The organism is Dietzia sp. NPDC055340 (assembly GCF_053645335.1).
This window is the reverse complement of record NZ_JBSHML010000009.1, coordinates 12,723-33,283: the sequence shown is the minus strand read 5'-3', so window position 1 is coordinate 33,283 and position 20,561 is coordinate 12,723. Positions and strand designations below refer to the sequence as shown.

The following is a 20,561-nucleotide window of genomic DNA, read 5'->3' as shown; positions in this document are numbered from 1 at the left end:
ACGACGACGACGAGGTCCGCCCCGCCCGTCCCGGTCCCGCCGCCGGCTCGGGCGGTCCGGCCTCAGGCCTGCGCGGCGGCCTCGGGCTCGCGGGCTTCGTCCCAGACACCGGCCCTGTCGAGGTGCTCGACGAGGAGCTGCGCGCCGGCGGAGAACTCGTCGTCCACCACGGCGTGGGCCGCGTCGACGTCTCCCGCGCGCAGCGCCTCGAGCATCCGGCGGTTGTCCTCGAGCGCGTTGGCCCGCCACTCCGGGTCCTGGGCGTAGAGGCGGTACGGCATGTAGCGGGCGGCATTGCCGAGGAAGCGGGAGAGCTTGTCCGAGCAGGAGACCCGGTTGATCGAGCGGTGGATCGCGTACTGCGCGCGAACGACCCCGTCGGTGTCCCCGGCGGCGGAGGCGGCCTCGAAGTCGTCGATGAGATGGGAATGATGCTCGAGGGTCTCGGCCTCGTAGCGGGGGATCGCCCGATCGATGATGCGCTTCGACAGCTCGGCCTGCAGCCAGAAGATGTCCTCGATGTCCTGTCGGCTCATGGGCGAGACCAGGTAGCCGCGGCGCGGGACCAGATCCACCAGACCCTCGCCGCGTAGGGTGAGCAGCGCCTCGCGGACAGGGGTCACACTCACGCCGAGGCTGGCGGCTGTTTCGTCGAGCCGGATGAAGTCGCCCGGCCGCACCTCGCCACTCATGATTCGGGTCCGGACGTGGTCGGCGACCTCCTCCGAGAGTTGGGGACGTTGTGCGAGTCGAGTGGGGGTCAAGTCCGCCACCTCTTTTCAGGAGAGAAGCACCGTCGAGGGCGCGCGAAGCCGGTAGTTGAAATCAAATATATCCGAAACGGCCGCGAGAATCCCCGTCGGGGGTGAGCGGCATGAGCGGGGGCCGGCACGGGCGGGTCCGGCCCGGCTCGGCCCGGCTCAGCGGGGGCCGGCCCGGCTCGGCTCGGCTGGAGCTGTGGCTTCGGCTTGTCTGGCAGGCGTGGCCGGCAGGGGACCAGCGCATCTCACGGCAGATGCGCTGGGCCTGTGACTTATGCGCCCGGAATGGACCATTCCCGCAGCGCAAGTGGGTCGAAAGTGAGCAATGAGGCATCGTAGGTCAGCGAGGCAGCGTATCCGGGGCCGGTTGTGCTGGCAGACCGCCCGGCGTCCGGCCGCCGCAGACGCGTCTGGCAGCGTCCGGCCGCGTCCGGCCGCGTCCGGCCGCAGCCGGGAATGCCGCGGAATCGCACGAGCCCCTGCGGACCGGAGCCGCCTCGGGTGAGACTTGAGCGCATGACCGATACCGAGACCCGCCCCGCCGTCCGCAGTGAGCGCCGCGGCAACGTCCTGCTCGTCACGATCGACCGCCCCGAGGCCCGCAACGCCGTGAACGGCGAGGTGAGCACTTTGCTGGGCAACGCGCTGCACGAGGCCGACACCGATCCCGAGCTCCGCGTCGTGGTGCTGACCGGCGCCGGTGAGCAGTCGTTCTGTGCGGGCGCGGACCTCAAGGCGATTTCCCGTGGCGAGGACATCTTCCCCGCCGAGAACCGCCAGCGGGGGTTCGCCGGGATGATGCAGCACTACGTGTCCGTCCCGATCATCGCGGCCGTCAATGGCACGGCCCTTGGCGGGGGCTGCGAGATCGCGCTGGCCAGTGACCTGGTCGTGGCCGCCGATCACGCGAAGTTCGGGCTACCCGAGGTCAAGCGCGGCCTCGTCGCGGCGGCCGGCGGCGCGTTCCGGCTGCCGGAGCAGCTGCCGCACCGCGTGGCGATGGAGATGATGCTCACAGGGGAGCCAATCACGGCCGCGCGGGCGCATGAGTTGCACCTGATCAACCGCGTCGTCCCCGCCGACCAGCTGCTCGATGCCGCACTCGAGCTGGCCGAGGTGATCGCCACCAACGCCCCACTGTCCGTGCAGGCGAGCAAGCGGATAGCGCTGGGGATCCAGGACGGTGCCCGGCCGAGCGAGGCCGAGAAGTGGCGCATCAGCGACACCGAGATGATCAACGTCATGACCTCCGAGGACGCCGTCGAAGGGCCGCGCGCGTTCGCCGAGAAGCGGGCCCCCGTCTGGAAGGCTCGCTGACCCGCAGGCCACACCGATGAGCTGACCCCGGCCGCCAGGCTCGCCGAACCCCCGCCCGCCGGCCGTGCGGGTGCGGACCCGCGGATGCTGTCCTACCGTCGGCGCCATGACAGACGGATCGCGACGGATCATGGTCGAGGAAGAGCTGCATCTGGTCGACCTGCGGACGAAGTTGCCGGCACGGCGTGCGGCGGAGGTGATCGCCGAGGCCGGTGATGACCGGGTACGCGCTGCCCGCCACGGGGCGTTGGTGGCCAGTGACTGCGGCGGGCACGCCACGCTCGAGGATCTCGGGACGGCGATCCGCGAGCGGCGGACGCAGCTGGCGGAGGTGGCGAACGGCCTGCGTACAGGCATCGTCGCCGCGGGTGCGCTCGGCTCACCGGGCGTGGAGCTGGCCCCGGACCCCGATGAGCCGGGGACCGCTCCCGGACACGAGTTCCGCACCCGCGCCTCGGCGCGCTTCGTGGTGACGGTCGAGGTCGCGGACGCCGACGAGGCGCAGTTCGTGGCCCGCCGGGTGGTCCCGCACGCGCCGGCGCTGTTGGCGCTGGCCGCGGGCTCCCCGTTCCGGGCGGACGGCAGCGACTCGGGGTACGCCTCGGTGCGGTCGTTCGAGGCCCGGTGGTCGCCCGCGCACGTGTCGGCATTCCGCACGGACACCGCGGACGGGGTGCTGGAGTCGGAGGACGCGCTGGTCGCCACGGGCGTGGTGGCCGACCGCGGCCTGATCGACGCGGATATCCGTCCGTCCGCCGACGGATCCGGGGTGGAGCTGCGGCTGTGCGACTCGTGCAGCACCGTGGACACGATCGTGCTGGTGGCGGCCCTGTTCCGGGCGTTGGTGGACCGGGTGCTCGCCGATCCCGAGAACGCCTGGGTCGACCCCACCCCGGCCGTGCTGGCGGCCGCGTTCTGGCGCGCGGCCCGGTCCGGGCTCGAGGGCGACCTCGTGGACCCGGGAACGGGTCAGCCGCTGCCCGCGGGGGACGTGTGCGTGGCGCTGGTGGAGTCGCTGTCCGGCCAGCTCGACGCGACCGGCGAGCGCGACCTCGTCGACGACCTGGTCGACGGCGTGCTGGGGGCGGGCTCGTCGGCCGCCCGGCAGCGCGCGGCGCATCGCCGCAGGGGTCGCCGCGCCGACGTGGTTGCGGTGCTGCTGGCAGAGACGGTGGGCAGGATCAGGCCGCGCGCCACGGCCGACGACGGCGGGATGCGCTCGATGCTCGACGCGTACTCCCCGCTGGGCGAGGCGGTGACGGAGGAGGTCCACGACGAGGCGATCACCGAGGACGGCGCCCCGCGGCCGCAGTACGTGGACGTGCTCAAGGCCGTCTCGGACCTGGGCGCGGCGACGGTCCGCGAGCGCAAGAAGCAGGTCGACGAGGAGCTCCGGGAGCGCGGCGTGACGCTCAAGGTGTACGGCGAGCCGGAGCCGCAGGTGTTCCCGCTGGACCCGGTGCCGCGGATCGTGCCGGCCGATCAGTGGGGGCGGATCTCGGCGGGGATCGAGCAGCGCGGCCGGGCGCTGGAGATGTTCCTGCGGGACATCTACGGCGACGGTGAGATCGTCAGCGCCGGGATCGTGCCGCAGGACGCGCTGGACCGCGCCCCGGGTTACCGGAAGACGGGCCGGGCCGTGCCGGCGGGGACGATGCGTGCGGCGGTGAGCGGTGTGGACCTGGTGTCGACGGGCTCGGGCGAGTGGGTGGTCCTGGAGGACAACCTGCGGATGCCGGGCGGGTTGGCCATGGCCGTGACGCTGCGTGAGCGCATCCTCGAGGCGTACCCCGAGTTCGGGGCGCGCGGGGAGATCCACGACCCGGCCGAGGGGCTGGACATGCTGCGGGAGACTCTCCAGGCCGCGGCGCCCGAGGGCGTGGGGAACCCGTCGATCGCCGTGGTGGTGGCACCCGACGAGCTCACGGCGCACGACCTGATCCACGCGGCCGAGGCCGTGGGCGGTGCGGTGGTGACCCCGCGGGATCTGGTCGGTGACGACGGGCGACTGTGGAGGGTCGACGACGACAACGACGACGAGCGCATCGGCGTCGACGTCCTCTACGTCCGGATGGACGAAGAGGCGCTTCTCTCCTCCTCGGGCGCGGACGGGACGGTCCTGCGGCGCGGGCTGCTCGGCGCGATCTCGGACGGCACCGTCGCGATGGTCAACGCCCCCGGCAACGGGGCGGCGGACGACAAGGCGATCTACGCGCTGGTGCCGTCGATCATCGACTTCTACCTGGGCGAGAAGCCGCTCATCGGCCAGGTCGACACGTTCCTGTGCGCGGACCCGCCGCAGTTGGAGCAGGTGCTGGACCGGCTGGACGAGCTGGTGGTCAAGCCGATCGACGGCTACGGCGGCTCCGACATCACGGTGGGCCCGGAGTGCTCGCCGCGGGAGCTGGACGAGCGACGGGCCGAGTTGCGGCGCCACGGCGAGCGGTTCGTGGCGCAGGAGGTGCAGGCGCTGTCGACTCTGCCGACGTTCGACGGACGCGACCTGCAGCGGCGGCACGTGGACATGCGTGCGTTCGTCATGCTGCGCAACGGGCCGACCGGTGAGATCCACGCGTCGGCTCCTCCGGTGGCCATGACACGAGTGGCCCCGGCGGGCACGATGGTGGTCAACGCCTCGAGTGGAGGCGGTGGAAAGGACACCTGGATTCACCGTGCCTGACCCCGACACCATCGACATGACCGACACATTCCATACGACCGACACCGTCGACACGACCGAGAACCCGGACGTCACCGAGATCACCGAGGAGACGGGCTCCCGCGAGCAGGCGGGCCCGCCGGACGACGCGGCCGGGGGGCCGGGCGAGCTCCGCCACACCAGCTCCCCGTGCCTGTCCCCGGACGGATCGCTGCTGGCCTGTGTGGTCACCGAACGCACCGGCTATCCGCGGGCGGTGCAGCGACCGCTGGGCCCGGACGGACTCAAAGGTGCGGGGCCCGAACGGGACGTGGTGCTGCCCGTGGAGGGCCCGGTTCGCAGGGTCGCCTACTCGCCGGACGGCCGGTGGCTGGCGTGCGAGGTGGCCCCTGACGGTGGTGAGCGTGAGCGCATCTGGCTCGTCACCACTGATCCGGACGACCAGAGTGCGTACGCCTTGAACGCCCCGGGCGACGCCACCGAGCAGATCGTCTGCTGGGACGGGGGTCAGCTGGCGGTGACGGCCTTCGACGCCGAGGGCCAGGCCGAGGGCCGGCTCGTGGACCCGGAGACCGGGGAGATCACCGTCATCGATCGCCGGATGGGCGGGGCGCTCAAGCACTCACGGGACGGTGCGGCGCTGTTCCGGGTGGGTGCCCGCGGGCATCGCGAGTTGCTGCGGATCATGCCGGACGGCCGGTGGTGGCCCCTGCTGCCCACGGACACCGGATCCACCACCGACGCCGGGGAGGTCCTCGACGCCGGCGGCGACGACCGGCCTATGCGCATGGTCGTACGCAGCGACCACTCGTCCGATCGCGTGGGGTTGCTGGAGGTGCGGGCCGATGAGTCCGGGACCACCTCGTGGCCGATCGCCTATCGCGCGGATGCCGACCTCGACCGCGTGGAGGTGAGCTACGACCGGCGCACGGCCGCACTGCTGTGGAACGTCCACGGGGGACTGTCCGAGATCGAGATCCTCGACCTGTCGCGGCGCCGGCCCAGGGTGATCGCCCGGCCGCAGCTGCCGGAGGTCGTGGCCTCGGCGCCCACGCTCACGGCGGACGGCCGACTGCTCGCCGTGACCGTGGAGAGTCTCGACCAGCCACCGCACGTGGTGATCTACGACGTGCGTCGTCGTCGCTGGATCGGCGAGTCGCCCGCGCAGCCCGACCCCGGCCCGGAGCTGCTGCGGTTCACCGCACGCGACGGGCTCGAGCTGAGCGGGTGGCTGTACCGGGCCGACCCGGAGGGCGGGCCCGCGCCGACGGTGGTGCACCTGCACGGCGGCCCGGAGGGCCAGTCCCGTCCGGGATATGACGACATCGCCCGGCGGATGCTCGACGAGGGCGTCAACTATTTCACGCCGAACGTCCGGGGCTCCACCGGCGGCGGCCGGACGTTCGGCCACGCCGACGACCGGTACGGCCGCTTCGCGGGGATCGACGACGTCGAGGACGCGTTGCTGCACCTCGTCGACGAGGAGATCGCCGATCCGGACCGGGTGGTGGTCTCGGGCCGGTCCTACGGTGGCTACCTCGTCAACGCGACCCTGGTCAGGCACGCCGGCCGTTGGTGCGGGGGGATCGCCGCCTGCGGGATGAGCGACCTACAGACCTTCTACCGCGACACCGAGCCGTGGATCGCGGCGGCCGCCCATCCCAAGTACGGGAACCCGCTCCAGGAACGGGAATTGCTGCGCGAGGCCTCCCCGCTGCGCAGGTACTACCGGATCACCGTGCCGATGTTGTTCATCCACGGTGCGCACGACACGAACGTGCCGGTCAGCGAGACCGATCAGGCGGTCGAGGAGCTGCGCTCGCGCGGCGTACCGGTGGACGTGTTGTTGTTCGAGGACGAAGGTCATGAGTTCGTGAAATTGGCCAACCGTCAGTTGCTCGGTGACCGGGTGGTCCAGTTCTGCCAGGAGGTGTTCGATGTTCGGGCGCAAGTCGACGGAGAAGAACGACCCGCACGCTGAGGGCGGTTTCGAGGACCGGCTCGCCCAGTGGCGGCGTCACATCCACACCCATCCCGAGCTGTCCTACGAGGAGGAGCGCACGACCGACTTCATCGCGGGCGAGCTCGAGAAGATGGGACTGAAGCCCCGCCGGTTTGACCTCGGCACCGGGTTGTGGTGCGACGTCCCGGCCGCGAAGGACGCCACCGCGAAGGACGTGGTGGCGCTGCGCGCGGATATCGACGCGCTCCCCATGGACGAGGAGAGCGGCCTGGATTTCGCCTCACGTACGGAGGGGGTCGCGCACACCTGCGGCCACGACGCCCACACCGCGATGCTGCTCGGCGCGGCCGAACTGTTGGTCTCCGACCCGCCGCCCCGGCCCGTGCGGCTGATCTTCCAGCCGGCAGAGGAGACCATGCCCGGCGGCGCGAAGGAATGTGTGGAGGAAGGTGTGGTCAAGGGCGTGGACCGCATCCTCGCCCTGCACTGCGATCCGCACCGGCAGGTGGGCGAGGTGGGCGTGACGGCCGGGCCGATCACCTCCTCCAACGCCAAGGTTCGGATCCGACTCGAGTCCGACGGTGGTCACACGGCGCGGCCGCACGAGACCCAGGACACCGTCTTCTCGACCGCCGAGCTCGCCACCGGGCTCACCGCGGTCCTCGACCGTCGTCTCGACCCGCGCTCGGGCACCGTGCTCACCTGGGGCGCCCTGCACGCCGGCGGTGATGCCCCGAACGTGATCCCCGACCATGCAGAGCTGTTGGGCACGCTGCGCAGCGCGGACCGGGACGTGTGGGCGACGGTCGAGGACCTCGTGCGGGAGGCCGTCGAGGACCTCGCCGCGCCCTACGGCATCCGCGCCGAGCTCGAGTACACGCAGGGTGTTCCGCCGGTGGTCAACGACGCCGACTGCGCGGACCTGGCCACCGAGGCGGTGCGCCGGGTGCTCGGGGAGGACGGTGTGGGCACCGCCGACCAGTCCAGCGGTGGCGAGGACTTCGCCTGGTACACCGAGGAGATCCCCGGCGTGTATCTGCGGTACGGCGTGTGGGACGGGAAGTCGGCGGAGACCGACCTGCACCACCCGGGCTTCATGCTCGACGAGTCGGCGCTCGCGCCGGGCGCCCGGCTGTTCGACGCCTTCGCCCGCCTGGACCGCGGCGCGGGCGAGGACTGAGCCTTCGTCCGCGGCACGGGAGGGCGCCCGCCGTGACCATCGTCGTGTTCGGGGTGAGCGGCTGCGGCAAGACGACGTTCGCGCGGCGGCTCGCGGAGGAGGTCGGTGGACTCTTCCTCGACGGGGATGATTTCCACAGCGCCGCATCGATCGCCAAGATGCGGGGCGGGGCCGGGCTCGACGAGACCGACCGGGGGCCGTGGCTGCGCGAGCTCAACGCCGTGATCCGGGAACGCGCCGACACCACGGTGATCGCCTGCTCCGCCCTCGCGAGAAGCTACCGGGACGTCCTCCGTACCGACGCCGCGGTGGCGTTCATCCACCTGGTGGTGACCGAGGAGCTCGCCCGGGAACGGCTCGCGGGGCGGCGCGACCACTTCTTCCCGCCCTCGCTGGTCCGGTCGCAGTTCGAGGCACTCGAGCCATTGGAGCCGGACGAGGCGGGGATCTCCCTCGACGGTGCCGCGCCCCTCGCAGAACTCCTGTCGCAGGCCCGGTTCTACCTCGACACCCACACCGGGCACTGGATGGCGGACGCGGCGAGCGATCTCGGGTCCGATCCCTAGCCCGAGCCCTGGCTCACCGCACCGTGACGGTCGCGTCCGCGGCCGGCACGAGTTCGCCGATCACCGGGGCGCCGGGGACCTCCCCGGCCACCAGCAGGCCACCGGAGGTCTGGGCGTCCGCGAGCAGGAGCAACTCGTCCTCGCCGACGTCCGAGGCGAGATGCGGGCGCACCCAGTCGAGGTTGCGCCGCGTCCCGCCGCTGACGAACCCGTCGGCCAGCGCCTGCCGCGCTCCGTCCAGATACGGCACCGCCGCCGAGTCGATCACGGCCGAGACGCCGCTGGCGCGGGCCATCTTGAACAGATGGCCGAGCAGCCCGAAGCCGGTCACGTCGGTGGCGCAGACGATCCCGGCGGCCAGGGCGTCGCGGGCGGCGACGTCGTTGAGGCGGGTCATGGTCGCGATCGCCTCCTCGCTCACCGCGCCGGTGTTCTTGTGCCGGCTGTTGAGGACTCCGATCCCCAGCGGTTTGGTCAGCGACAGCGGCACACCGGCGCGGCCGGCGTCGTTGCGCAGTAGCCGGTCGGGGTCGGCGATCCCCGTGACGGCCATGCCGTACTTGGGCTCGGGGTCGTCCACGCTGTGACCGCCGGCCACATGGCAGCCCGCGCTCCCGGCGACGTCCTGGGCCCCGCGTAGCACCTCGCCGGCCATCTCGTACGGCAGCACGTCCATCGGCCAACACAGCAGGTTGATCGCCACGATCGGCGTGCCGCCCATCGCGTACACATCGGACAGGGCGTTGGCCGCGGCGATCCGCCCCCAGTCGTAGGGGTCGTCGACGACGGGCGTGAAGAAGTCGGCGGTGCTGATCACGGCCTGACCGCCGGCGATCCGCACGGCGGCCGCGTCGTCGCCGTCGTCCAGACCCACGATGAGCTCGGCCGCCGGGTCGCGGACGGGCGCGCCGACGAGTCCGGCGACAACCGACTCGAGCGCGCCGGGCGGGATCTTGCACGCGCAGCCGCCGCCGTGGGCGTAGGAGGTGAGACGGGCGGGGGCGGGGGCGGAGGTCATGGGCCAGACCCTAGTGACAGCGACGGGGGTGCGCCGCCGGATTCATCGCCAGCGCGTGGCGCGGTTGACTCACGTGACGGCCATGGTGCTTACTCGTTCGTGAGGGAGGCGTCCGGGTACCTGGTGGTCCCCGCGGTCTTCAAAACCGACGTGGCCGAGTATCTCGGTCAGGCGGGTTCGATTCCCGTCCGCCTCCGCCAACAGTCCTCGCCCGTCCCCGACCCGGCCACCTCGAGTGGGCGGCCCCGGCCGGCGGGGCCGGGGAAGAGGAGCGGGCCATCACCGAGCAGTCGACGACCGGCGATCCCCGCCGGCGCGTGCCCTCCACCGATGCCGTGCTCCGCGACCCGCGCCTGGCCGACTCGCTCGCCGGGCTGGGCCGCGAGCTGGTCAAGGCACGGATCCGGGACGCGCAGGGCCGGGCACGTGCCGGCGATCTGCCCGCGGACGAGATCGTCGACGCCGTGCTGGCCGGCCTGCCGTCGGCGCCGGTCTCGCTCAGCCGCGTCCTCAACGCGACCGGGGTGCTGCTGCACACCAACCTCGGCCGGGCGCCCCTGTCGGCGGCCGCCGTGCGTGCGCTCGGCGAGGCCGCCGGCACCAACGACGTCGAGCTGGACCTGGCCACCGGACGGCGGGGTCGCCGGGGCCGGGGTGCGCTGGACGCGCTGCGTGACGCGGTGCCGACAGCGGGTGACGTCCACGTCGTCAACAATGGTGCGGCGGCGCTCGCCCTCGCCGTCACCGCGCTGGGCGGCCCGGGGCGCACGGTGGTGATCTCGCGCGGGGAGATGATCGAGATCGGCGACGGCTTCCGCCTGCCCGAGCTTCTCGAGTCCACCGGCACCCGGCTGCGGGAGGTGGGCACCACCAACCGCGTCCGCGTCGAGGACTACCTCGCCGCGATCGACGAGACCACGGCCTTCGTGCTCAAGGTCCACCCCTCGAACTTCCTCGTCAGCGGCTTCACCTCGGTCGTGCCGGCCGCGCAGCTCGCCGGCCACGGCGTGCCACTGGTGGTGGACATCGGGTCCGGCCTGCTCGCCCCGCACCCGGTGCTCCCCGACGAGCCCGATATGGCGACGATGCTCGCCGCGGGTGCCGACCTGGTGACCTCCAGCGGCGACAAGCTCCTCGGCGGACCGCAGGCCGGGATCCTGGGCGGGGCCGCCGACCTCGTGCAGCGGCTGCGCCGTCACCCGCTCGCCCGGGCCTTGCGCGTGGACAAGCTCACGCTCGCCGCGCTCGAGGCCACGCTCCGCGGACCGCGCCCGCCGGTCATCGAGGGACTCGAGGCCGACGCGGGCGGTCTTCTCGAGCGGGCGCGGCGCCTCGCCGACGACCTCACCTCCGCCGGGGTGCCGGCCGAGGCCGTCCGCTCGGTCGCGGCGGTCGGGGGCGGGGGCGCGCCGGGTGTCGACCTGCCGAGCGCGGCGGTGGCTCTGCCGGAGCGCTTCGCCGACGCCCTGCGCGCGGGACGACCCGCCGTACTGGGACGCGTCACCGAGGGGCGGTGCCTGCTCGATCTCCGGGCGCTGCCCACCTCGGACGATCCCGAACTGCTCCGACTGGTGATCGCGGCCCGGGAGCGCGCCTGATGTTCGTGGTGGCGACCGCCGGCCACGTGGACCACGGCAAGTCGACCCTGCTGCGGGCGCTCACCGGTGAGGAACCCGACCGCTGGGCGGAGGAGCGGCGGCGCGGGCTGACCATCGACCTCGGGTACGTCTCCGCCACGCTCGACGACGGGCGGACCGTCGCGTTCGTCGACGTCCCCGGCCACCGCCGGTTCATGCCGAACATGCTCGCCGGGATCGGCCCGGTGCCGGCGGTGCTCTTCGTGGTGGCCGCCGACGACGGCTGGATGCCGCAATCCGCCGAGCACCTCGACGCGCTCGTGGCGCTGGGCGTGCGGCACGGCGTCGTCGTCGTCACCCGCAGCGACCTCCTGGAACCCGACCTCGCGCTGGCCGAGGCGCGCACCGCGATGGCCGGCACCCCGCTTGCCGACATACCGGCGGTGTGCGTCTCCGCGGTCACCGGCGCCGGCCTCGACGAGTTGCGTGCGGAACTGGTCCGCCTGGGCGCCGCACTGCCCGAGCCCGACCGGGAGGCGGACGTCCGTCTGTGGGTGGACCGGTCGTTCACCATCGGAGGCTCCGGCACCGTCGTCACCGGCACCCTTCCCGCCGGGACGGTGCGCACCGGCGACGCGCTGGAGGTCGGACCCGGGGGGCCGGCCATCGCGGTGCGCGGCCTGCAGTCGCTGGGGGAGGCGCGCGACGAGGTCGCGGCGGTGGCGCGGGTGGCCGTCAATCTACGCGGCGTGGCCGCAGACGACGTGCCCCGCGGGACCGCTCTGCTCACGCCCGGCCGGTGGCGTCCGTCGTCCACCCCGGACGTGCGCGTGGACCCCGGCGCCGACGCCGCCGACCTGCCCGGGCAGGTGACGGTGCACTGCGGCTCCGCGGCCGTGACGGCACACGTCCGCCCGCTGGACGCGCGACACGCACGACTCGCCCTCGCCGAGCCGCTGCCGCTGCGCGTGGGCGACCGGCTGATCCTGCGCGAGCCCGGTGCCGAGCGAATCCCGGCGGGTGCGGTCGTCCTCGATCCCGCGCCTCCGGAGCTGAGCCGACGCGGAGCGGCTCGGCGCCGGGCGGAGGTGCTCGCCGCCACCCCCGAGGAGCCCGATCTGGGGTCCGAGCTGCGTCGACGCGGCGTCGCGCACGTCGACGACCTACGGGCGTTCGGCGTCGCCGACGTGCCGGCGGCCGACGAGATCGGCGGCTGGCTCCTCGACCGCGACGCCCTCCCCGGCCTGGTGGAGCGCCTCGTCTCCGCGGTCGAGGACCACGACCGACGCGATCCGCTCGACCCCGGGCTGCCCACCGAAGCGGCCCGCCGCGCCCTCGACCTGCCCGACGCGCGGCTGCTGACGGTGGTGCTCGCACATCCTGCCGCGTCGGGTCTGCGGACGGACGGCGGCCGTGTCGTCACCGGTGGCGGCGGTCCGGGGCTGCCCGAGCACGTCCGGACCGCGGTCGCCGGGCTGACCGAGCGGTTCGCGGCGCGACCGTTCGACGCCCCGAGCGCCGACGAGCTCGCCGGACTCGGCCTGTATACGCGGGAACTGGCGGCGTGCGTGCGCGCGGGCCTGCTCAGCCGGATCGGGCCTGGCGTGTGGCTCGGGCCCGACGCCACGGAGGCCGCGGTCGCCGAGCTACGGCGCCTGCCCCAGCCGTTCACGCCGAGTACCGCCCGCACGCACCTGGGCACCTCGCGACGCGTCGTGATGCCTCTACTCGAGAAGCTCGCCGAGGAGGGGCTCAGCCGCCGGGTCGGCGATGACGGGCACGTGGTGGACTAGACCTCACTGAACGCTTCGCCACCGCCCCGGGCGTCGCGACGCTGTCGCTGTGGCACGACGGTGTACTTCGGGTCCTTGGTCGACTCCATGCCGGCGTGGAACACGGCCCACCGGGTGGACGCAGAGCCGGCCGCCAGTGCGAGACCCGAGATGGCCGAGGCCACGCGGCTGCGTCTGCCGAGGACCGCGCCGACCGCTCCGACGATGGTGAGCGCCCGGGCGGCGGCGTGGTATCTGCCGGCTCGGCCCCGGTGGAGTGGCTCCGCGGTGATCCCCATCGAGCGCTGCATGAACTGCTCGGCGCCGAGTTCCAGCAGGGCGCCGCCGACCGCGAGGCGGCGCGCGGGCCCGGTCTCGTGCAGTGGGTTGAGGAGCATGCCGACGCCCCCGGACGCGGCGGCGGCGCTGCCGACAAAGACGAAGGGCAGTTCGTGACGGGCCTCGTGCCAGCTCGGCACGGCGGTGTCGGTGAGGAGGACCGCCGTGTAGGAGGCGACGGCCGGCGCGATGGCGGCGGCGACGATCCCGGCGGGCCTGGACGCGCGGTCGATGAGGCCGATCGGCAGCACCCCGGCGAGTCGTCCAGGGAGCAGGGGGACGACCTCGCGGCCGAGGGCGAGGCCGACGAACGGCCCGTAGGCGGACAGGATCCAGGTCCCCACGCTCATCGGCGAGGTCGGCTTGAACACCCGCAACATGTGGTGGAAGCGCTCCGGGCGACCCAGGTCGTTGACGAGAAAGTACAGGCTGGCCGTGATGCCGCCCAGCGCCACCACCCGCGCGGAACGCCGCTGCGCGGGGAGTCCGGCGAGATCCGCACCCGCGGCGAGCAGCGAGGACCCCGCCGCGAGGCCGCCGAGGAACAGGTAGGCGGGGATGTCGGCCTCCCACGGCGGGGCCTTGACGATGGGCTTGCCGTAGTAGGACTGGAACTCCGCCTCCGGGACCATGAGCTGCTCGCGCCCCCCGCGGCGACGCCGGCGGGTACGCGAACGCTGTTCAGAGTCGGTCATCAGGGTCGTCCCCCGGCGGCGAAGGCGACCACCGCGCCGCCGAGCAGTGTCGCGGCGGCGAGCGCGGCCTGTCGCCACATCGCCGGGGCGTGACGCGTGGTCACCACGGGATCCGGCGGCAGACCGTACACCTCGGGGTCGTCGAGGAGCAGGAAGAACGCCCCGGTGCCGCCGACGCCGTTGCGGGCGTCGTGGCCGTACAGCTGGGCGCGGGGTTCCCCGGCCTCGACGAGCTGGTCCAGACGCCCGACGGCCCGCTCGCGTAGTTCATCGAGGTCACCGAACTGGATCGAGTCGGTGGGGCAGGCCTTGGCGCACGCGGGGGTCATCCCCTCGGTGAGCCGGTCGTAGCAGAGGGTGCACTTCTGGGCGATCCCCACGGCGGGGTCGCCCGCGGGGCCGGGGCGTCGCTCGATGACCCCGTACGGGCAGGCGGAGACGCAGTAGCCGCAGCCGTTGCAGATGTCGTTCTGCACCACGACGGTGCCGAACTCGGTGTGCGCGAGCGCGCCGGTCGGACACACGTCGAGGCACGCCGCGTGAGTGCAGTGCTTGCACACGTCCGACTCCATGAGCCACCGGAAGTCGGTGGCGTCCCCAGCGTCTGCAGTGTCTCCGGGCAGGGTCGACGTGGGCAGGCCCAGATCGACCGGGGGCGCGGCCCCGAGCCCGGCGCCGGTCCCGGTATCGGGAGCCGGGCTCGCCGCGGCCAGGCGGGCCGGCACCTCCTGCTCGATGAACGCCACGTGCCGCCACGTGGACGAGCCGAGTGAGCCGGTGTTGTCGTACGAGTTCCCGGTGAGCTCGAGGCCGTCCTCGGGGATGAGGTTCCACTCCTTGCACGCCACCTCGCAGGCCTTGCAGCCGATGCACACCGAGGTGTCGGTGAAGAAGCCCTTGCGCGGCGGCGGGTCCTCGTAGCCGCCGTCGACGGCGGGGTCGACGTCACCGAAGAAGGACCGTCCGAGGTCGGACAGGAAGGCGGACATGGATCAGCTCTCCGTTCCCGGTTCGGTGCGGATTCCCGCTCGGCGACGATAACCCTCGACGAACTCGAGGAGCGCGGGGCCGCGCGGACGTCGTCCCGCGACGATGTCACAACTCGTGGCCTTGGTCGCCGGGATCGACACGTTGGGGTCGAGGTTCTGCGGCAGCAGGTCGTTGGCCGGGTCGCCGATGCTCACGCCGTTGCCGCCCCAGTGGTAGGGCAGGCCGATCTGGTGGAGCGTGGCGCCGTCGATGAGGAGTGGTCGCATCCGGCGCGTCACCAGCACCCGCGCCTCGATAGCCGAGCGTGAAGTGACGATGGTGGCCCAGCCGCCGTTCTCCAGGCCCCGCTCGGCGGCCAGCTCGGGGCTGACCTCACAGAAGAACTCCGGCTGCAGTTCGGACAGGTACGGCAGCGTCCGGCTCATCGCCCCGGCGGTGTGGTGTTCGGTGAGGCGGTAGGTGCCGAAGACGTAGGGGAACACCTCGCTGCCCGGCTCTCCGTGGCCCGGTTGGGTCATGTTGTACGGGCCGGGCCGCGAATGCCCGGCGGGGTTGGAGTTCTGCTCGGGGTAGATCGGGTTGCGGGTGGGTGACTCTGGAGGTTCGTAGTGCGCGGGCATCGGCCCGTCCGCCAAACCCCGGGGCGCGTAGAGCCAGCCGCGACCGTCGTCCTGCATGATGAACGGCTCCGCGCCGCCGATGGCGGCCTCCGCGACCGCGCCCTCCGGCGGCTCGTAGTCGGGCGCCTTGCCCGCCTCGAAGTCGGGCACGTCGTCGCCGACCCATCGGCCGGCGCCGTCGTCGGCGTCCGGGTCCCATCGCAGTAGCGCCTTGCGCTCGCTCCACGGCCGCCCCTCGGGGTCGGCGGAGGCGCGGTTGTAGAGGATCCGCCGGTTGGCCGGCCATGCCCAGCCCCACTCCAGGGCCAACTCGTTCTGTTCGTGCCGCGGCTTGCGGCGCGCGGCCTGGTTGACGCCGTCGGCGTACACGCCGCAGTAGATCCAGCAGCCGCAGCGGGTGGAGCCGTCGTCGGCGAGCTGGGTGTACGTCGACAGCGGCTCGCCGTCGGCGCGGCGGCCGTTGATCTCGGCCAGCACCGACTCGGCGTCGGGCTCGTCGGTGCCGTGTTCCATGGGGTAGTCCCACGTGAGGTCCTGCAGGGCCCGGTCCCGCGGGTCGGTGGAGTCGGCCAGCCGCTCCTTGAGTATGCGGCCCAGGTGGAAGTAGAACCACAACTCGCTGCGGGCGTCCCCGGGCGGCTCGACCGCCTGATGGCGCCACTGCAGCATGCGTTGGGTATTGGTGAACGAGCCCTTCTTCTCCACGTGGTTGGCGGCGGGGAAGAAGAACACCTCGGTACCGATGTCCTCGGTGCGCATCTCTCCGGTCTCGATCTCGGGGCCGGACTTCCAGAAGTCGGCGCTCTCGATCATCACCAGGTCCCGCACCACGAGCCAGTCGAGATTCGCCAGGCCGGCGCGCTGCATCCGGCCGTTGGCCGTGCCCACGGCCGGGTTCTCGCCGACGAGGAAGTAGCCGCCACCGCCCTCGTCGATCTGTCGCTGCACCGTCGAGGTCGAGTCGTGTTTGCCGGTGAGGCGCGGCAGGTGGCCGAAGCAGTAGTCATTCTCCGCGGTCGCCGCGTCGCCCCACCACGCCTTGAGCAGGCTCACGGTGTACGACCGCATATTGCCCCAAAAGCCCTTGGCCTCCGCATCGGTGCCCACGTAGGAGTCGAGGTCGTGGTGGTGCGAGGCGTTGGGGGTCGGCAGGTAGCCGGGCAGCAGGTCGTACAGGGTCGGGATGTCGGTGGAGCCCTGGATGCTGGCGTGCCCGCGCAGCGCCATGATCCCGCCCCCGGGCCGCCCGATGTTGCCCAGGAGTAGCTGGAGGATCGACGCGGTGCGGATGTACTGCACACCGACCGTGTGCTGGGTCCAGCCGACCGCGTAGCAGAACGCCGAGGTGCGGTCGCGGCCGGAGTTCTCCGCCAACGTCCGGGCCACACGAAGGAAGTCGTCGGCGGACACACCGCAGGTGCGCTCCACCATCTCCGGCGTGTAGCGGCTGAAGTGCCGCTTGAGGATCTGGAAGACGCAGCGGGGATCCTGCAACGTGTCGTCCCGCGGCGGGGCGGCGGTGGTCGAGGACCCCCGGGCGCCACCGGATCCCGCGACCTCGGTGGGGTTCTGCTCGGTGCCGTCGTCGGCGCCGCCGCTCTCGTGCGGTCGCTGGTCGTGCGCGCCCTCGTACTGCCACGAGTCGACCTCGTACTGGTTGCCCTCGTCATCGAAGCCGGAGAACACCCCGGCCAGGTCCTCGGTGTCGAGGAACTCCTCGTCGATGAGCATCGGCGCGTTCGTGTACGCGACTACGTACTCGTGGAACCACGCGTCGTGGGTGAGGACGTAGTTGATGAGCCCGCCGAGGAACGCGATGTCGGCGCCTGCGCGGATCGGGACGTGCAGGTCGGCCTTGGCGCTGGTCCGCGTGAACCGGGGGTCGACGTGGATCACCGTGGCGCCCCGACGCTGGGCCTCCATCACCCACTGGAAGCCGACGGGATGGGCCTCGGCCATGTTGGAACCCTGGATGACTATGCAGTCGGAATTCGCGAGATCCTGCTGGTAGTTCGTGGCACCACCACGCCCGAATGAGGTTCCCAGACCGGGAACGGTGGAGGAGTGTCAAATGCGGGCCTGGTTCTCCACCTCGATGGCGCCGAGCGCCGTGTAGAGCTTCTTCATGAGGTAGTTTTCCTCGTTGTCCAGCGTCGCCCCGCCGAGGCTGGCGACCCCGCGGGTACGCCGGACGGTGTCGCCGTTCGCGTCGGTTTCCTCCCAGAACCGCTCACGGGAGTCGAGCACGCGGTCCGCGACCATCTCCAGCGCGGTGTCGAGGTCGAGTTCCTCCCACTCGGTGGCGTACGGCTTGCGGTGCAGCACGGTGGTGATCCGGCCGGGATTGGTTACGAGCTGCTTGCTCGCCGATCCCTTGGGGCAGAGGCGGCCGCGGGAGACGGGGCTGTCGTCGTCGCCCTCGATCTGGATGACCCGCCCGTCCTTGACGTAGACGTTCTGCGCGCAGCCGACCGCACAGAACGGACACACGCTCTTGACCACTGCGTCGGCGGTGGCGGTACGTGGGGTGATCTCGAGGTGGCGTCGGGACCGGGTGGCCGCGCCCCGCCCGAGGAGGTCGCCGCCGGTGAGCTGGCGCCAGACGGGCCAGTTCTGCGGGGCGCCCCGCCGCGCCAGTGTCGGCCGGGACGGACGCCCCGGCTGGGGCGGGGAGTGGGGCTCGTGCGGCGACATCGACACCTCCAGACTCGTTGACCACCGCCCATGTAACGCCAGTCACGCCAGCTACCGCAACCGTTTGACCGATCATCCAGTCGCAACCGGTTCCGTTGTGGGCAATCGGCAGCATGATGGAGGGGGTGGACGACCTTAGACCGACTGACGGAGACAAGACGGGCAGCGAGGACGAGGTGGCCGGGGTGCCGCCTCCGGGCGAACAGGCGGCCGCCGCGGCCAAGGCCAGGCGGAACAGTGGGGAGGAGAGCCTCGCAACCGTCGGACTCATGGCCGATCCAGGAATGCCCAGCATGGTGGCGGCGGCGATCGCGGACGAGCTCGCTGACGACCTGACCCGGGAGCTCGGGGGCCGGTGGCGGGTGGAGTCCGGCCAGGAGACGCTCCCGCTCGGGCCCGACGGTGAGATTCGTCTCACCGACCACGCGCCCCGGTTGCTGCAGGAACATGACTGGGACTTCGTGCTGTATCTGGCAGATCTCCCCACCCGCCCTCAGGGGATTCCGCTGCTCTACGACGTCAGCGGCTCCACCGCCGCGGCGCTGGTGAGCATGCCGGTGCTCGGCGCGTTCCGGGTGCGGTCGAGGTTACGGAAGCTCGCCCTGCGGCTGGTGAGTTCCGGTATCCATCGGGACGAGCTGGGTGCGCCCGGCACCGATGACCTCCCGCCCCCCGAGCAGCGCGGCTTCGGTTCCGAGATGCGCCTGCTGGGGGGCATGGTGCTCAACAACAGGCCCGCGCGCATGATGACGGCGCTGTCCGGTGTGGTCGCGGCCGGCGCGGGCTCCGGTGCCTTCGGCATCTTCTACGGCAGCATCGCCTCGCTGGCCGTGGAGCTGCATCCACTCCGCCTGCTCCTCATCAGCCTGTTGAGTGTTCTCACACTCGTGACCTGGCTCATCCTGCGCAACGGCCTGTGGAACTCGGGCGACGACGAGGTCACCCCGGCTAACCGGCGGATGGACAACGCCGCCACGGTCCTCACCGTCGGGACCGGCGTGGGCATCATGTACGTCGGTTTGCTGGCGGCGATGTTCCTGCTCGCGCTCGCGGTGATGGACGCTGACTACCTGCAGAACCAGCTCGGCAGGCCCGTGCGGCTGATGGACTACGTCCACCTCGCCTGGCTCTCCAGCTGCCTCGGTGCGTTCGCCGGCGCACTCGGCTCGAACTTCGACAACGAGGACTCCGTCCGCGAGGCCACCTACAGCTTGAGGTGGCATGAGAGACGCAAGATGTTCGACAACTACGCCAAGCGCGAATCCGACCGACGCGAACAGCAGGAGCAGGAGCGGATCGAGCGCGAACACGACGACGGCGGGAGCGACGACGAAGCCCGGGGCCGCGACGGCGGGAGCGATGACGGCGGTCGCGACGCGGTGGAGGACGACCGGCGGAGGGGGTAGACAAGGAGCCATGACCATCATGACCGTCTCCGCCCCGACGTTGCCGGAAGCTTGCGGCGAGCTGTCGGACGCGGTCGTCGCGGCGCTGTCCTCCGGCGACACCTCGGCGCTGCCGGTGGTGTCCTCCGATCCGATGGGTCGGGATCTTCAACTCGCCTTGCAGACGCTCTACGAGCTGCACTACCGAGGTTTCGCCGGCGTGGACGCCGGGCTCGAGTGGGACCCGGAACTGCTGCGGCTGCGTGCCGCGCTGGAGGCGCGCTTCCTCGCGTATCTCCGCGACAACGTCGAGCCGGGTGACGATCCGGTCGCCGAGATGGACGCGTTGTCCGTGGAGACCACCTCGGGGACGGGGCCGTCCTGGTTCCTGAAGGACGAGGGGACCTGGGACCAGATGCGGGAGTACTTCGCGCACCGCTCGCTCTACCACCTCAAGGAGGGCGATCCCCACGCCTGGGCGATCCCGCGGATCCAGGGGCAGGCCAAGGCGGTATTCGTCGCCGTGGAGTTCGACGAATACGGCGGTGGGCGCGGCGACCGCGTGCACCAGCAGCTGTGGGCGGACCTCATGACGGCCGCGGACCTCGACCCGACCTATCTCGCATATCTCGACCGGGTGCCCGCCGAGACGCTTGCGACCGTCAACCTCATGTCGCTGCTCGGCCTGCACCGCTCGAGGCGGGGCGCGACGCTCGGGCACTTCGCGGCCATCGAGATCACGTCGTCACCCGGGTCGGCCCGGTTCGTCGCGGGGTTGCGGCGTCTGGAGGCGCCAGAGGAGTGCGTGCACTTCTACGCAGAGCACGTCGAGGCCGACGCCGTGCACGAGCAGGTCATGCGACACGACGTGATCGGGGACCTGCTCCGCCGGGAGCCCGAGCTGGCCGCCGACGTGGTATTCGGGATGCGGTCACTCGCGTATCTCGACGACCTCGCGGGTGACCGGTTGGTTGCGGCGTGGCGGCGCGGGGAATCGTCGCTGGTGGCCTGAGCCAGGCTGGACT

Annotated in this window: 14 protein-coding genes and 1 tRNA gene; 10 read left to right on the top strand and 5 right to left on the bottom strand. The window is 72.0% G+C overall.

Annotated elements, in window-relative coordinates; genetic code table 11:
* Positions 1-62 precede the first annotated feature (62 nt).
* Positions 63-773, bottom strand: a complete 711-nt coding sequence (locus tag ACWIFB_RS08370) for a GntR family transcriptional regulator (RefSeq protein WP_454057965.1) — start codon at positions 771-773, stop codon at positions 63-65.
* 504 nt (positions 774-1,277) lie between these two features.
* On the opposite strand from ACWIFB_RS08370, the gene ACWIFB_RS08365 reads away from it, so the two are divergent.
* The 5 genes from ACWIFB_RS08365 to ACWIFB_RS08345 all read left to right on the top strand — a co-directional run bounded on the left by ACWIFB_RS08365 (position 1,278) and on the right by ACWIFB_RS08345 (position 8,446).
* On the top strand, positions 1,278-2,078 hold the full coding sequence (locus ACWIFB_RS08365) for a crotonase/enoyl-CoA hydratase family protein (protein ID WP_454057964.1): 801 nt from the start codon (positions 1,278-1,280) through the stop codon (positions 2,076-2,078).
* Between the two features lie 106 nt (positions 2,079-2,184).
* A complete protein-coding gene (locus tag ACWIFB_RS08360; RefSeq protein ID WP_454057963.1) occupies positions 2,185-4,758 on the top strand; it encodes a glutamate-cysteine ligase family protein in 2,574 nt (857 codons plus the stop codon).
* Between the two features lie 16 nt (positions 4,759-4,774).
* Positions 4,775-6,718 (top strand): alpha/beta hydrolase family protein, encoded by a 1,944-nt coding sequence (locus ACWIFB_RS08355; RefSeq protein WP_454058042.1) that lies wholly within the window; start codon positions 4,775-4,777, stop codon positions 6,716-6,718.
* Positions 6,675-7,880 (top strand): M20 family metallopeptidase, encoded by a 1,206-nt coding sequence (locus ACWIFB_RS08350; RefSeq protein ID WP_454057962.1) that lies wholly within the window; start codon positions 6,675-6,677, stop codon positions 7,878-7,880. Before ACWIFB_RS08355 ends, ACWIFB_RS08350 begins: the two co-directional genes overlap by 44 nt.
* A 32-nt stretch (positions 7,881-7,912) precedes the next feature.
* On the top strand, positions 7,913-8,446 hold the full coding sequence (locus ACWIFB_RS08345; protein ID WP_454057961.1) for a gluconokinase: 534 nt from the start codon (positions 7,913-7,915) through the stop codon (positions 8,444-8,446).
* A 13-nt stretch (positions 8,447-8,459) separates the two neighbouring features.
* Here ACWIFB_RS08345 and selD read toward each other — a convergent pair whose 3' ends face one another.
* A complete protein-coding gene (selD, locus tag ACWIFB_RS08340) occupies positions 8,460-9,464 on the bottom strand; it encodes a selenide, water dikinase SelD (protein WP_452098210.1) in 1,005 nt (334 codons plus the stop codon).
* A gap of 104 nt (positions 9,465-9,568) precedes the next feature.
* Between selD and ACWIFB_RS08335 the strand changes: the two genes are divergently transcribed.
* The 3 genes from ACWIFB_RS08335 (at position 9,569) to selB (ending at position 12,834) form a co-directional block, all read left to right on the top strand.
* A tRNA-Sec gene (locus ACWIFB_RS08335) sits at positions 9,569-9,664 on the top strand.
* Between the two features lie 117 nt (positions 9,665-9,781).
* Positions 9,782-11,062, top strand: coding sequence for an L-seryl-tRNA(Sec) selenium transferase (selA, locus tag ACWIFB_RS08330; RefSeq protein WP_452098209.1), 1,281 nt, complete (start codon positions 9,782-9,784; stop codon positions 11,060-11,062).
* Complete coding sequence (selB, locus tag ACWIFB_RS08325; RefSeq protein WP_454057960.1) at positions 11,062-12,834, top strand: selenocysteine-specific translation elongation factor; 1,773 nt, start codon at positions 11,062-11,064, stop codon at positions 12,832-12,834. Before selA ends, selB begins: the two co-directional genes overlap by 1 nt.
* On the opposite strand, the gene nrfD is transcribed toward selB, so the two are convergent.
* The 3 genes from nrfD to fdh are packed head-to-tail and all read right to left on the bottom strand — an operon-like array spanning position 12,831 to position 18,094.
* On the bottom strand, positions 12,831-13,847 hold the full coding sequence (gene nrfD, locus ACWIFB_RS08320; RefSeq protein WP_454057959.1) for an NrfD/PsrC family molybdoenzyme membrane anchor subunit: 1,017 nt from the start codon (positions 13,845-13,847) through the stop codon (positions 12,831-12,833). The genes selB and nrfD overlap by 4 nt on opposite strands.
* Positions 13,847-14,836, bottom strand: a complete 990-nt coding sequence (locus ACWIFB_RS08315; protein WP_452098205.1) for a 4Fe-4S dicluster domain-containing protein — start codon at positions 14,834-14,836, stop codon at positions 13,847-13,849. The genes nrfD and ACWIFB_RS08315 overlap by 1 nt, the downstream gene beginning before the upstream one ends.
* A 3-nt stretch (positions 14,837-14,839) precedes the next feature.
* Positions 14,840-18,094 (bottom strand): formate dehydrogenase, encoded by a 3,255-nt coding sequence (fdh, locus tag ACWIFB_RS08310; protein ID WP_454058041.1) that lies wholly within the window; start codon positions 18,092-18,094, stop codon positions 14,840-14,842.
* A gap of 182 nt (positions 18,095-18,276) precedes the next feature.
* Between fdh and ACWIFB_RS08305 the strand changes: the two genes are divergently transcribed.
* A complete protein-coding gene (locus ACWIFB_RS08305) occupies positions 18,277-19,557 on the top strand; it encodes a hypothetical protein (protein ID WP_454057958.1) in 1,281 nt (426 codons plus the stop codon).
* Between the two features lie 10 nt (positions 19,558-19,567).
* A complete protein-coding gene (locus ACWIFB_RS08300; protein WP_454057957.1) occupies positions 19,568-20,548 on the top strand; it encodes an iron-containing redox enzyme family protein in 981 nt (326 codons plus the stop codon).
* The last annotated feature ends 13 nt before the right edge of the window (positions 20,549-20,561 follow it).